General features: G+C 71.1%; 12 protein-coding genes. 5 read left to right on the top strand and 7 right to left on the bottom strand.

Going from position 1 to position 12,115, the window contains the following annotated elements:
* The 3 genes from E1267_RS21275 to E1267_RS21265 all read left to right on the top strand — a co-directional run.
* The coding region (locus E1267_RS21275) for a C39 family peptidase (RefSeq protein ID WP_165959711.1) at positions 1-573 on the top strand (573 nt) is incomplete at its 5' end.
* 12 nt (positions 574-585) lie between these two features.
* A complete protein-coding gene (locus E1267_RS21270; protein WP_132334339.1) occupies positions 586-957 on the top strand; it encodes a VOC family protein in 372 nt (123 codons plus the stop codon).
* A 233-nt stretch (positions 958-1,190) separates the two neighbouring features.
* Complete coding sequence (locus E1267_RS21265) at positions 1,191-2,012, top strand: hypothetical protein (protein WP_132334338.1); 822 nt, start codon at positions 1,191-1,193, stop codon at positions 2,010-2,012.
* Positions 2,013-2,020: 8 nt separating this feature from the next.
* Here E1267_RS21265 and E1267_RS21260 read toward each other — a convergent pair whose 3' ends face one another.
* From E1267_RS21260 to E1267_RS21240, 5 genes are all read right to left on the bottom strand, one after another.
* Positions 2,021-2,752, bottom strand: coding sequence for a DUF4097 family beta strand repeat-containing protein (locus E1267_RS21260; RefSeq protein WP_132334337.1), 732 nt, complete (start codon positions 2,750-2,752; stop codon positions 2,021-2,023).
* An 89-nt stretch (positions 2,753-2,841) separates the two neighbouring features.
* Complete coding sequence (locus E1267_RS21255) at positions 2,842-3,681, bottom strand: LLM class flavin-dependent oxidoreductase (RefSeq protein ID WP_246064104.1); 840 nt, start codon at positions 3,679-3,681, stop codon at positions 2,842-2,844.
* The gene (locus tag E1267_RS21250; RefSeq protein WP_165959710.1) at positions 3,678-4,523 is read right to left on the bottom strand and encodes a GNAT family N-acetyltransferase; all 846 of its coding nucleotides are present in this window, start codon (positions 4,521-4,523) and stop codon (positions 3,678-3,680) included. The genes E1267_RS21255 and E1267_RS21250 overlap by 4 nt, the downstream gene beginning before the upstream one ends.
* Before the next feature lie 81 nt (positions 4,524-4,604).
* On the bottom strand, positions 4,605-4,952 hold the full coding sequence (locus tag E1267_RS21245) for an STAS domain-containing protein (protein ID WP_132334335.1): 348 nt from the start codon (positions 4,950-4,952) through the stop codon (positions 4,605-4,607).
* 35 nt (positions 4,953-4,987) lie between these two features.
* Positions 4,988-6,427: an LCP family protein gene (locus E1267_RS21240; RefSeq protein WP_132334334.1), complete on the bottom strand. Its 1,440-nt coding sequence runs from the start codon at positions 6,425-6,427 to the stop codon at positions 4,988-4,990.
* A gap of 82 nt (positions 6,428-6,509) precedes the next feature.
* Between E1267_RS21240 and E1267_RS21235 the strand changes: the two genes are divergently transcribed.
* Positions 6,510-7,526 carry a glycosyltransferase family 2 protein gene (locus E1267_RS21235; RefSeq protein WP_132334333.1) on the top strand — a complete coding sequence of 339 codons (1,017 nt, stop codon included), beginning with the start codon at positions 6,510-6,512 and terminating at the stop codon, positions 7,524-7,526.
* 6 nt (positions 7,527-7,532) lie between these two features.
* Here E1267_RS21235 and E1267_RS21230 read toward each other — a convergent pair whose 3' ends face one another.
* The gene (locus E1267_RS21230; RefSeq protein ID WP_246064102.1) at positions 7,533-9,266 is read right to left on the bottom strand and encodes a CDP-glycerol glycerophosphotransferase family protein; all 1,734 of its coding nucleotides are present in this window, start codon (positions 9,264-9,266) and stop codon (positions 7,533-7,535) included.
* A gap of 26 nt (positions 9,267-9,292) precedes the next feature.
* On the bottom strand, positions 9,293-10,567 hold the full coding sequence (locus E1267_RS21225; protein WP_132334332.1) for a bifunctional cytidylyltransferase/SDR family oxidoreductase: 1,275 nt from the start codon (positions 10,565-10,567) through the stop codon (positions 9,293-9,295).
* Between the two features lie 112 nt (positions 10,568-10,679).
* Between E1267_RS21225 and E1267_RS47340 the strand changes: the two genes are divergently transcribed.
* Positions 10,680-12,104 carry a CDP-alcohol phosphatidyltransferase family protein gene (locus tag E1267_RS47340; protein ID WP_281283675.1) on the top strand — a complete coding sequence of 475 codons (1,425 nt, stop codon included), beginning with the start codon at positions 10,680-10,682 and terminating at the stop codon, positions 12,102-12,104.
* The last annotated feature ends 11 nt before the right edge of the window (positions 12,105-12,115 follow it).

Raw genomic sequence — 12,115 nt, 5'->3', positions numbered from 1 at the left:
GCCCCAACGTCCACCCCGTCTCCCAGCGCCAGCACCAAGGGCCTGCTCAGCCCGCTGAAGTACAAGGTCAGCCTCAAGGGCCAGTACCAGACCACCAACTACTACTGTGTGCCCGCCTCGTCCTCGATGAGCCTGTCGACCTTCGGCGTCAAGGTCAGCCAGTCGACCCTGGCGAAGAAGATGAAGACCACCGCCTCCGGCGGCACCAAGGGCAAGTACGCCATCCCGGTGATCAACACGTACCTGAAGTCGAAGGGCTACAAGGTCTCCAGCACGACCGACGCCGACGGCAACGCCCTGAAACTCATGGACCGGGTCTCCACCCAGGTGGGCGAGCTGCACAAGGCGCCCGTGCTCGCGGTGTGGATGGAGCAGCTGCCCTGGAACAAGGGCAAGGTCAAGGGCGAGAAGGTCGGTCACGCGATCATCGCGTACGGCTACGACAAGCTGGCCAACACCATCACCGTCTACGACCCGTGGAAGCCGACCGGCGGCTCGCACACCATCAGCGCTTCCACTCTCGCCAAGGTCCTGCAGTCGGGCGGAAACATGTACTACATCTCGAAGAGCTGATCCAATAGGGGGATGCTGCATCACGTCGAGCTGTGGGTGCCCGACCTGCGACGCGCCACCGAGAGGTGGCGGTGGCTGCTGCGGGCCCTCGGCGACACCCCCTACCAGGAGTGGAGCGACGGCCGTAGCTGGCGGTCGGGGCGTACGTACGTGGTGCTGGAGCAGTCGCCGGCGCTCACCGCCGACCGGCACGACCGCTGCCGGCCCGGCCTGAACCACCTGGCCTTCCACGTGGACGGCCGGGCCCGGCTCGACGACAAGGGCGACGAGATCGTCGGCCAGTCCGACTCCTTGTGCCCAAGGCCACCGGGCGCCAGGGAGAGCAGGTCGCCCTGCTCGGGCTCCGGCCTGCGCGGTGGAGGTTCACCGGCGAGTCCGGCCTGATCTCGCTACTACGTGTCCAGGGCCGGGGAGACCGCTCTACCGCTGGACGGGACAGGTGCCGACGCCCTTCACGAAGGCCGGCTGAGCCTGTCTTGACCGAGGATGAACCAGTGTTTGACCGGGCGTCCTCTCTTGCCACGGCCTCCTGTACCCGCCAGCGGCCTACACGTATCCCCTGTTATGGTCTTACCTCGCCTTAAAAAGCTAGTAAATATTTCTTCATCGGAGGGGTCATGCGGACCAAGAGGAAGATCGCTGTCGTCGCGTCCGTGGTAGCCGGACTCGCCGCACCGGCCGTGGCGGTGGCTCCCGCGGCCACCGCCCAGACCGGGCCGGCGTGGTACGCCTACCACAATGCGAGCCCCGCCAAGAGCGTTGCTCATGTGAAGACCCTCAAGAGCCGCGGATACCGTCCGATCACGGTGAACGTCTCCGACGGCGAGCGCTACGCGGCCGTGTGGGTCAAGGGCTCTGGGCCGGAGTGGGGCATCTGGCAGGGCATGTCCCCCGCCGACTTCCAGGCCAAGTTCGACGGCGCCATGAAGCAGGGCGCGCAGCCGATCTCCGTCTCCGCCACGGGCTCGGGCTCCTCCGCCGTGTTCACGGCCATCTGGGAGAAGCGCCGCGGCGCGTTCTACACCAAGCACGGCCTCACGCCCGCACAGTTCGCCGCCTACAACAAGAAGGCCACCGCCCAGGGGCTCGCGCTCTCCTCCGTCGACGCCTACGGCAGCCCCGGCGACATCCGCTACGTGGGCGTCTGGACCACCAACTCCGGCGGCGCCTGGTACTACACGTACGGCCTGTCGCCCCAGCGGCACAAGGCGGCGGCCGAGGAGAAGAAGGCGAAGGGTTACCGGCCGGTCAAGGTGGCGGTGGCGCCCGACGGCACGTACACGGCCGTGTGGCGCAAGGACGGGCGCAAGTCCTGGGCCCACTACGTCGACATGTCCGCGTCCGGCTACCAGCAGCGGTTCGACACCTTCAAGAGCCGCGGCCTGCACCCCGTGCAGGTGAGCGCCGAGAACGGCAAGTACGCCGCCATCTGGGAGTAGGACAGGGCTCATCTGGCCAGGACGCGGACGTCTCCCGTCCCGCTGCGGGCGACGATCGTGCGGGAGCTCTTCGTCTCGCGCTTGACCGTGGTGCGCTCGCGGCCGTCCTTGCTCGTGGCGGTCACCGCGTACGGGCCGGGCGGCACCTTCGCGGTCACCCTGCCGTCGTGGGAGATCAGGTCGAGGTCGGTGGGCAGGCGGTCGAACGTCACGTCGATCGACCCGTCGAGCGTCCGGCACCTGACCGCGGCCGACGTGAGGCCCTCGGCCTTGATCGATCCCTCACTGCGCAGCCGCAGCCGTCCCGAGGCGCCCGTCACCTGGACGTCGTCGCGGCTCACCACGTCGACGTCCTGGGCGAGGCCCTTCAGTACGACCCCGTCGGCCGCCTGGACGGACAGCCGGACGCCGGGCGGGACCCGGACGTGGTAGCGGGCGCCGCAGTCGCCGAACACCATGGTGCAGTCGGCGCCGAGGCGGAGCGTGCCGTCGCGCAGGGACCAGGTGGCGTTGCCCTCGCCGGCGGCCTTGCCGCGTACCCACCGCTCCACCTCGACCCGCCCTCCGGTGCCCTGGAGCACGCGCACGCCGCCCATGGACGACCGGATCGACAACGCGGCCCCCGTGAAGGCGAACGACTTCGCGGAGCGCACCTCGTCGGCGTCCAGGCTCACGCTGCAGGCCGTGACGGCCATGGCCGTCACGGCCGCGCCGGCCACTAACACTGTGATCTGCCTCATGAGGTCGATGGTGGCGAGACGAAGCCCGCCCGCCATCGGCCGGAGGACCGAACGTCGTCAGCCGCCCATCGGCCATTCAGCCATTCGTCTCAGAGGGCCGACAGCAGCGCGTGGACGTGGCGCAGCGGGCCAGACCCCAGCGGGCGCACCGCCACCGTGTCGGCGCCCGCCGCCCACAGGCTCTTGACCTGCGCCGCAGCCTGCTCGGGTGTTCCGGCAGCCATCACCACGTCCTCGGGCGGCACGCCCAGGAACTCCGCCTGCCCGGCCACGGCCTGACCGGTCGTCCCGGCCGCGTCGTCCCCGATGTGCAGGTAGGTGAAGACCACCAGTTCGTGGCCGGCGCCGCCGCCGATCCGCGCCCGGATGCCGGGCAACTGCTCCGGCCCGACTCCCTCGGGCAGGATCGTGCCCTGCGCGACCCGCCCCGACAGCGCCAGCGAGCGCGGGCCCTTCACCCCGGCGAGCACGGGCGGCGGCTCGGCGGGCGGATGCACCAGCGACACGCCGTCAAGACGTACGGACCGGCCGTCCAGGGTGACCGTCTCGCCGCGCAGCAGCGCGCGTACGGACGTGATCGTCTCCTCGAGAAGGGACAGCGGCGATGGAACGGCCGCGCCGACCTGGCGCATCCATCCGGGTACGCCGTGCCCGACGCCGGCCGCGAGCCGGCCGGGGTGCAGGCGGGACAGGTTGCCCAGCTCCATCGCCAGCAGCATCGGGTTGCGCAGGGGAGCGGGGGTGATGCCGATGCCGACGCGCAGCCGGGAGGTGACGGCGAGCGCGGTGGCCGCCGCCGAGACGCCGCCCGTCCAGCCGAGGTCCTCCACCACCCACAGGTCGCCGACGACGGTGCCGTCGAGTTCTCGGGCGAACGGGATCAACTGCTCGGGCGGCAGGTCCCGGTCGAACATGACGCCAAGCCTCACGATGCCCTCCAGTAGTAGCGGTAGAGCCGGCCGACCTCCGAGTAGCCGGCGCGCAGGAACGCGGCGGCCGTCGGAAGGTTGGCGGTGTCGGTGGCCGCGACGATGCGCGGCACGCCCGCCTCGGCGAGCGTGCGGGTGCCCCTGGCCAGCAGGTCGTTGACGTAGCCGCGGCCGCGGTGCTCGGGCAGCACGCCGATGTAGGCGATGGAGTGGTCGTCGGGGGCGACCAGCCCGACGGGGGTGTCGCCGAGGTGGCCGATGACGAACCAGTCGGGCTTGGCCTTGCGGCTGAGCAGGTCGTCGTACATCCACCGGGCCTCGCGCTCGGCCCCGACAGTGGCCACCTCGACCCGGGTGTCGTGGTCGAGCGAGCCTTCGGAGACGCGGACGAGGATGTCGAGCACGTAGGACGGGTCCATGCGGCGCGCGGGGCGGTAGGACAGCCGGCCGGGGTCGTCGGGCAGGTCGGTGCCCGCCGCCCATTCGAGCATGAGCCGCTCGACCTCCATGGTGAAGCCGGCCAGGGTCAGGGCCTCGTGCTCGACGGCGCGGTCGACGACGGGGGAGAGTCCGGGTTTGAGGGGGATGTCGTGGATCATCTTGCTCAGCCCCATCTCGTCCAGGCTGCGGCGCAGCAGGCCGGCGGCGGCGACGGGGTCGGGACCGGGGTCGAACTGCCAGGTGATCACCGGCGGGGAGCCGCGAAAGGGCGCCCAGTAGGCCAGGCGGGCCTGCCCTTCCGTGAAGCACCACTCGGGGCGCGTCTTGCCTTCGTCGAAAGCGGACACCAGCTGGGAGCGGGCAGGCTCGGGGAACTGGTCGAACAACGTGAAAGCCTCCATGCGCGCGAAGGGGGCTCCCGTAGGGTGCGCCCACGAGGACATCTTCTCGCACGCCCCGCGCCGCTCAAGCCCGCTCGCCGGTCAGGCGGCGTCGTCCAGGGCCGTGCGTGCCTCGCCGAGCGACTCCGTGGTCTCGAAATGGTGGTCGAGGTTGGTGATGGTCAGCAGGTGGCGGATCATGCCGGGGCCGACCACGAGGATCAGGCGGCCGTGCCGCTGGTGCACCTGGTTGAACGTGGAGACCAGCACGCCCAGGCCGACGGAGTCGCAGAAGGGGACCTCGGTCAGGTCGATGACCAGGTGGAGCGGGTCGGCGGCGGCCATCGCCTGCTCGAGCTCCGCCTGCAACCTCGGGGCCCCTGCCACGTCAAGGTCGCCAACGATGTGGACCACCGTGCAGCGGTCCTCCCGCCACTGTCTGACCAGCATGGGCCTCACCTGTCCCGACCGGCAGAAAGATATGCCTATTTCTTACATATGTTCTGCATTGCCGTTTTGGTGGATGGTGTAACGCTCGGCTTCGGCGTCGGCATGGATTTCGTAGCCTTCTGCCGGACCTTGGGCTGATCGCTGCCGAGAATCAGCTCGATGCCGTCGATGTCCACCTCACGCACCTCCGACCCGGGGATGGCCTCGGCCACCACCCGCGCGGCGGCCTCCTGGCCCTTGCCGTGGCGCACGATCGTCTTGTCGTAGTCGTGCTTGTTGGTGTTGCCCGGCTGATCGGGCACCTTGAACCCGTACGCGACCAGAGCCTCCTTCGTACGGGCGCCGAGCCCGTTGATCAGCGTGCCGTTCTTGATCGTCAGCGAGATGTCTTCCGGCGGGATGGAGGACGGCTTGGCCGACGGCGTGGCGGAGGCCGACGGGGTCGGCTGGGCCGGGTCGCGGTCGGCGTCGATCCTGGCGAACATGTCGCGGGCCGCCCGCTCGTTCCACACCACCGCCGACTCCCCGGTGGGCGTCTCGAAGTCGACGTCGGCCAGCGGCACCTCGGCGAACTTCACGTCCCGCAGCGAGACGTCCCTGAGCTGGGTGGCCAGGCCGATCAGCCCGTCGTCGGGATCGACCTTGACCGTGCTCAGCGTCGAGTTGACGAAAGAGGCCAGTGTGCCGGGGTTGGCCAGCGTGCCCGCGCTCGACGCCCGGTCGAGCAGCGCGGAGATGACCTGCTGCTGCCGGTCGATGCGGTCGAGGTCGGAACGGGCGGTGGCGCGGGTGCGGGCGTAGCCGAGCGCCTGCACGCCGTCGAGCTTGTGGGTGCCCGCCGGCAGGTCGAGCGCGATCCGCTGGTCCTTGATCGGCACGGGCGTGCACACGGTCACCCCGCCGAGCGAGTCGACCACGTCGATGAAGCCGAGGATGTTGACCTCGATGTAGCGGTTGATCTGCAACCCGGTGGCGGCCTCGACGGTCTGCCTGGCCAGCTTGGGCCCGCCGAACTGGTAGGCCGAGTTGATCTTGTGATTGCCCTTGCCGGGCACCGTCACCCACGTGTCGCGCGGCAGGCTCACCACCGTGACCTTGCGGTGGTCCTCCGACAGGTGGATGACCATCATGGTGTCGGTGCGCTGCCCGGACTCGCGGCCCAGCTTGAGGCGGTTCTGCTGCTGGCGGGTCAGGTCGTCGCGCTTGTCGACGCCCACCAGCAGGATGTTCTCGGCGCCGCGGGACGAGGCCGCGGTCACGCCCGCGTCGACCGTGCCGATCTGGCGCGGGGTCGCCCACACCACGCCGGTCGTGACGAGGACGCACGTGGACAGGAAACCCGCGATCATCAGGTTGCGGCGGCGGGCCCTGGCGCTCCTGAGCGGCCTGCGGGTGCGGGATGGCGGGAGCTTGACGCCGCCATAGGCGTCTCCGCCCACGAGCACACCGGCGTCCTCCTCGCCCGGCTCGCGCATGCAAGTCCCCCTCTGTTCACGCCGGAGGATCGGGCTGTCGATTGCCCTCCTCCCCTGCCCGTACAGTAGCGTGAGCCCCGCCATGAAGCAGTTCCCCGACTCGCCGCACGCTCCCGCGGAGACGCGTGCCTGGCCCCCCATCTCCGTCGTCATGCCGGTCCTCAACGAGGAACGGCATCTCCGCGAGGCCGTCGACCAGGTCCTCGCCCAGAGTTACCCCGGTGAGATCGAGGTCGTCCTCGCCGTGGGTCCCTCACAAGACCGCACCCAGGAGGTCGCCGACGCCATCGCGGCCGCCGACCCACGGGTGACCGTCGTGCCCAACCCCACGGGCCGCACCCCCAACGCGCTCAACGCCGCCATCGCCGCATCGCGCAACGGCATCATCGCCAGGGTCGACGGGCACGCCATGCTGCCCTCCGACTACCTGCGCGTGGCGGTGGAGACGCTGATGGAGACCGGCGCCGACAACGTCGGCGGCGTGATGGCCGCCGAAGGCGTCACGCCGTTCGAGCAGGCAGTGGCCTGCGCCATGACCTCCAAGATCGGTGTGGGCGCCGCGGCCTTCCACGTGGGCGGCACGGCGGGCCCCGCCGACACCGTCTACCTCGGCGTGTTCCGGCGCTCGGCGCTCGTCCGGGTCGGCGGCTACGACGAGCACTTCCAGCGCGCCCAGGACTGGGAGATGAACCACCGCATCCGCCAGAGCGGCGGCCTGGTGTGGTTCCAGCCCCGCATGCGGGTCACCTACCGGCCGCGGCCCAACGTCAAGGCGCTGGCCCGGCAGTATTTCCACTACGGCCGCTGGCGGCGCGTGGTCGCGCGCACCCACGAGGGCACGATCAACCTGCGCTATCTCGCGCCGCCCGCCGCGGTGCTGGCCATGCTGCTCGCGCTGGCCGCCTCGCCGTTCTTCCCGCTCGCGCTGGTCGTCCCGGGGGGCTACGCGCTGGCCATCGTGGCCGGCTCGGCGCTGACGGGCAGCGGGCTGCCGGCCACCGCGAAACTGCGCCTGCCGATCGTGTACGCCACCATGCACTGCTCCTGGGGCTGGGGCTTCCTCACCAGCCCCAGAAAACTGGCCAGGCCGCCGCGGTGAGGTCGCTCAGCCCGCGAGCACCCGCTCGATGGCCGCGTTGAAACGGGTCAGCGCGTCCGGATACTCCGGCCCGAGCAGATAGGCCCTGAGCTTGACCCTGGCCCGGGCCAGCGTGTCCTTCCCCCCGAGGAAGTCCGCCAGCCCGGCCAGGTCCTGGCCGAGCAGCTCGCCCGCCTCGGTGCTCGGGTAACGCTCGTGGAAGGCCTGCTCCGGCAGGCCCGCCACGTTCGTCACCGCGTACGGCTTCTCGCTGGCCAGGAAGTCGGCCACGACGCTGGAGATGTCCGTGATGAGCAGGTCGCACTGGTTGAAGCAGTCGTAGAGATGCGGCTCCGAGCCGGTGACGACCAGGTGCCTGATCGTCGGCGCCTCGCCGGCCGCCGCCGACGGATGCCTCGCCTTCGACGTGGCCAGCTCGGCCTCCTCGATCATGGTGACGATCTTCCGGTGCGCCCGGACGGCGCTCTTGTCGCGGTGGCCGGTCAGCGGATGCGGCTTGTAGATCACGCGCAGGCGCGGACGGTGGTCGAGCAGGGCCCGCACGATGCGCGGGCCCATGCTGATCAGCGACGTGTGCAGCAGGTCGTCGCTCCAGCCCTCCCAGGTCGGGGCGTACAACACGGTCCGGTACGGCAGTCCTGGCCCCTCCGTCGAGATGCCTTCGAGCTGCGGCCTGCCCACCTCGTGGATGTTCTCGTCCCTGACCCCGACCCTGGCGCGGCGGTAGCGGTCGCGGCCGGCCGGTCCGGCCACCCACACTTCGTCGTAGACCCGGGAGAACGGGTTGAACGACGCCTCCTTGTCGCTGTCGCCGTGGTTGAGGAACACGCTGCGAAGGGTCGGAATGCGCAGCATGTGCACGTTGCGGCCGGCGTTGGAGACGTACAGGCAGAGTTTGGCGTCGGCCAGGGCGCGAAAGCTCATCAGGTCGGCCGACGAAGGGAAGCACACCATCGGCAGGGTGGTCGGCTCCAGGTGGGCGGCCATGCCGCGCTCGCGGAGCACGACGATGGCGCGCCTGTCGATGCGTTCGAGCACGGGCAGCCACATCCGGGCCTGGTAGGCGGCGGCGGGGGCGCCGGAGAAGTACAGGACGACCTCGGGGCGGTACTTCTCCACCTGCTCCGCCACGACCTCCATGACCCTCGCCCGGTCGGTGAGGGGGGCGGCACGGCGTACGTACGGGATGAGCGCGAGCGTGCCGGCGGCGCCGAGCGCGACGGCGAGGCCCGCCCCGAGCGCCGCCACCCTGACGTCGAACACCGCGCCGAGCACCGGCAGCGCGTCGAGATAGAGGAGACGCGCGCCGCGGTCGTCACGCAGGAAGCGGGGCGGCAGCTTGGGGACGCGCAGTGTGGAGACGTCGAGGTTGCGGGTCGTCACCGGCATCCGGCTGAGCATCTGCTTGAGCCGCAGGGCCAGGCCGGCGTGCCCGGCGCGTACGACGTGGATCGCGAACACGCCGGCCGCCATCCCGAGGAACCACGGCGAGTCGGGCCCGGCCGTCCGCGCCACCAGCAGCAGCGCCATGGTCTCCCTGGCCGCGAAGCGCAGCGTCAGCCCGAGATGCACTTTGCACAGCAGGTCGGGCAGCGGCCGGCCGGCCCGCGGAGCCACGTGCTCCACCAGATAGGAGGCCGCGGCGACGGCCCCGAACACCACCGGCGCCGGCCACAGGGCCGACGCCAGCAGGACGGGGTAGCAGCCGAGCAGCGCCGCGATCAGGATGAGTCTCCTCATGTGATCGCACGGTAACAAGTCCCGGGTCAAGCGTCGTCCACGCCCGCCTCTATGACTTGCCCTGATAGGTCGGAGATGAGGATGTCCAGCGAGGTCTGCGCGACGTGGTGCGGAGACGTACCGATATTGAGGCAGTTGACCCGGATGCCGTCAACGGCCCATTCGCGGGCCAGCGCCCGGGTGAGCCCGGCCACCGCGGCCCGCGAGGCCGCGTGCAGCGCCCCGGAACCGGGCGGGGCGTGCAGCAGCAGGCTGCCGCGCAGGTGCGGGCGGGCGGCGCGGGCCACGTTGAGCGCGCCCAGATGGTTGACGCCCACCGCCTCGGCGACGTGCTCGCCCGTGGCCTCGGCAAGCCCGCCCGTGTGGCCGGCGACCGCCGCGTTCACCACGTGATCGACGCCTCCCACGCCGTCGAGTGCCTTGGCCACCGCGCCGGCGTCGTCGACGCGCACCCCGTCGGCCTCGGAGAAGGTGTGCACCCGGGCGCCGCGGGCGGCGGCCAGCTCCGCGATCCCCGCCGAGCCGAAGACCACCACGCTCTGCCCGCCCAGCCCTTCTGGACCGCCCGCCGGCACCCTCGCGGCGAGCTGGAAGAGCCGCTCGGCGATGTGCAGGTCGGCCGGATGGGTGACCTTGATGTTGTGCTCGCTGCCCGGCACCAGATGGATCGGGACGCCGGGCAGATAGCGCAGGACCACGCCGCAGTCGTCGGTGGCGGGCCGCTCGCCGAAGCCGGGGTCGGCCATGGCCCGCGCGTACGCCTCGCGGATCAGCGAGAGCCGGAAACACTGGGGTGTCTGGCTGCGGCGCAACCGCGACCGGTCGAGCACGTCGCCGATCACCTCGCCGCCGGGCGCCGGCTCGGCCACCAGCACCGTGTCGGAGCTCGGGATCGCCACGTTGACGGCCGGATGCTCGCGCAGCGCCCTGACGCAGTCGGCGATGATGCGCGGCCCCACGAGCGGGCGTACGGCGTCGTGCAGCAGCACGTTGCACTCCCGCGTGCCGAGCGCCCGCAACGCCCGCCACGTGCTCTCGGTACGGCTCGCGCCGCCGTCGACCACCTGGCTGACCTTGCCGTAGCCGCCCCGGGCGACGATCTCGCGCACCCGGTCGGCGTGTCCCGGCGTCATCAGCACCACGATCTCGTCGATCTCGGGGGCGCGCTCGAACACCTCCAGCGAGTGCTCGATGATGGTCCGTCCCGCCACCTCGACGAGCTGTTTGGGCGTGTCGCGCCCGAACCGCTGCCCCACGCCGCCCGCGAGGAGCACCCCAACCGACCGCAGCCGTGACGTCATACCGCGAGCCTAACGGTCCTGTTCCGTGATATCGCGCTGACCTGTCGCTACGCTGTGCCTACGCACCCACGTGCCCACGCGCTCCCGACCCGACCGGGAGGAGACCTGTGCCTTGCCCGACTCTATGACGCGAAGTGGCACCACCAGCCCGCACACCACCGTCGTGGTCCTCGCCACGACCCCGGCATGCGGGCTCTCCTGCGACGCCGGCACACTGCTCGACCGGCTCGGCGACCAGCTCGCCACGCTTCCGGTGCGTGAGGTGCACATGGTGACCCCCAGCGGCGGCCTCGGCGCCGACCTGCGCGGGGTGGCCAAGATCGCGCGCACCACCAACGGCGCCGTCGCCGTGCTGCCCGGCGACCTCGTCGTCCACACCGAGGCGCTGGCCCTGCTGCTCGAACACCCCGCCCACGACACGGGCGCGCTGGTCTGCCGCGACACGGCCGCGGCTCCGCTGCGGCCGCCCGTACGCGTCGAAGGCGCCAAGGTCGTCGCCGCGGGCAGCTCGTTCCACCTCGTCCCCGAGGCGAACGCCACGTTCAGGGGCGTGCTGCAGGCCTCCGAGTCCGACCTCGGCGTGCTCGCCGACATCGCCGAGGAGCTGGCCGAGCTGGCCGACACCGGCCGCCTCGGCCCTGTCACCCCGGTCGAGGCCGTCGACCTGCTGCTCGTCGGGCTGGTCAGATCGGGCGTGGCGGTGCGCGCGGCGACTCTCGGGCCGCTGCACGCCGACCGGGTGACCGGCCAGATCTCCGCCGACGCCGCCCTGGCCAAGCTGGCCGAGGTCGACGAGGCCAAGGTCAAGATCGAGACCGCCGTCAAGCACGACGACGGCTTCTTCGCGACCTACTTCGTCTCCACCTGGACCCGCCACCTGATCAGGCCGGCCGCCCTGCTCAAGCTGACGCCCAACACCGTCACCGGCGTCTCCGTCGGCCTGGCGCTGCTGGCGGCCGTCTGGTTCTCCGCCGGCACCCCGGCCACGCGGCTGGCCGGAGCGGTGCTGCTCTACCTGTCGTTCGCGCTCGACTGCCTCGACGGCCAGCTCGCCCGCTACACCCGCACGTTCTCCCCACTCGGCGCGTGGGCCGACGGCATGGCCGACCGGGTCAAGGAATACGTCGTCTACATCGGCCTGGCCGCCGGATACGCCGGGCCCCGCATCTGGTATCTCGCGGTCGCCGCGATGATCCTGCAGATCGTCCGGCACGCCGTCGACTACACGTACGCGGGGGCCGTGGCCGACACCGCCCGCGTCGGCGCCCTGTGGGGCCGGCCGGCCCGCTCCCTGCTGGAGTCGGAGGACGCCCGCCGCGCCAGGGGAGTGCTCGGCCTCGCCCAGCGGCTGGAACGCGACACCCTGACCCGCTGGCTCAAGAAGATCATTGTGCTGCCCATCGGCGAGCGCACCGCCCTGATCGCCGTCACCGCCGCATGCTGGAACGCCAAGGTCACGTTCCTGTCGCTGCTGTGCTGGGGCGGCGTGGCGGCCCTCTACCAGCTCTGCGGACGGATCGCGAGGTCGGCACGGTGACATCGGTCCAC

Source organism: Nonomuraea longispora (genome assembly GCF_004348345.1).
In the GTDB taxonomy this organism is placed as follows: Bacteria; Actinomycetota; Actinomycetes; order Streptosporangiales; family Streptosporangiaceae; genus Nonomuraea; species Nonomuraea longispora.
Note: the sequence above shows the minus strand (reverse complement) of the source record. Positions and strands in the feature narration are given on the sequence as shown.

Bases quoted from the DNA above. Each gene is read 5' to 3' on its own strand.
- E1267_RS21270 (WP_132334339.1), top strand. From the start codon at position 586: ATGCTGCATCACGTCGAGCTGTGGGTGCCCGACCTGCGACGCGCCACC.
- E1267_RS21225 (WP_132334332.1), bottom strand. From the start codon at position 10,567: ATGACGTCACGGCTGCGGTCGGTTGGGGTGCTCCTCGCGGGCGGCGTG.
- E1267_RS21265 (WP_132334338.1), top strand. From the start codon at position 1,191: ATGCGGACCAAGAGGAAGATCGCTGTCGTCGCGTCCGTGGTAGCCGGA.
- E1267_RS21230 (WP_246064102.1), bottom strand. From the start codon at position 9,266: ATGAGGAGACTCATCCTGATCGCGGCGCTGCTCGGCTGCTACCCCGTC.
- E1267_RS21260 (WP_132334337.1), bottom strand. From the start codon at position 2,752: ATGAGGCAGATCACAGTGTTAGTGGCCGGCGCGGCCGTGACGGCCATG.
- E1267_RS21250 (WP_165959710.1), bottom strand. From the start codon at position 4,523: ATGGAGGCTTTCACGTTGTTCGACCAGTTCCCCGAGCCTGCCCGCTCC.
- E1267_RS21235 (WP_132334333.1), top strand. From the start codon at position 6,510: ATGAAGCAGTTCCCCGACTCGCCGCACGCTCCCGCGGAGACGCGTGCC.
- E1267_RS21240 (WP_132334334.1), bottom strand. From the start codon at position 6,427: ATGCGCGAGCCGGGCGAGGAGGACGCCGGTGTGCTCGTGGGCGGAGAC.
- E1267_RS21245 (WP_132334335.1), bottom strand. From the start codon at position 4,952: ATGCTGGTCAGACAGTGGCGGGAGGACCGCTGCACGGTGGTCCACATC.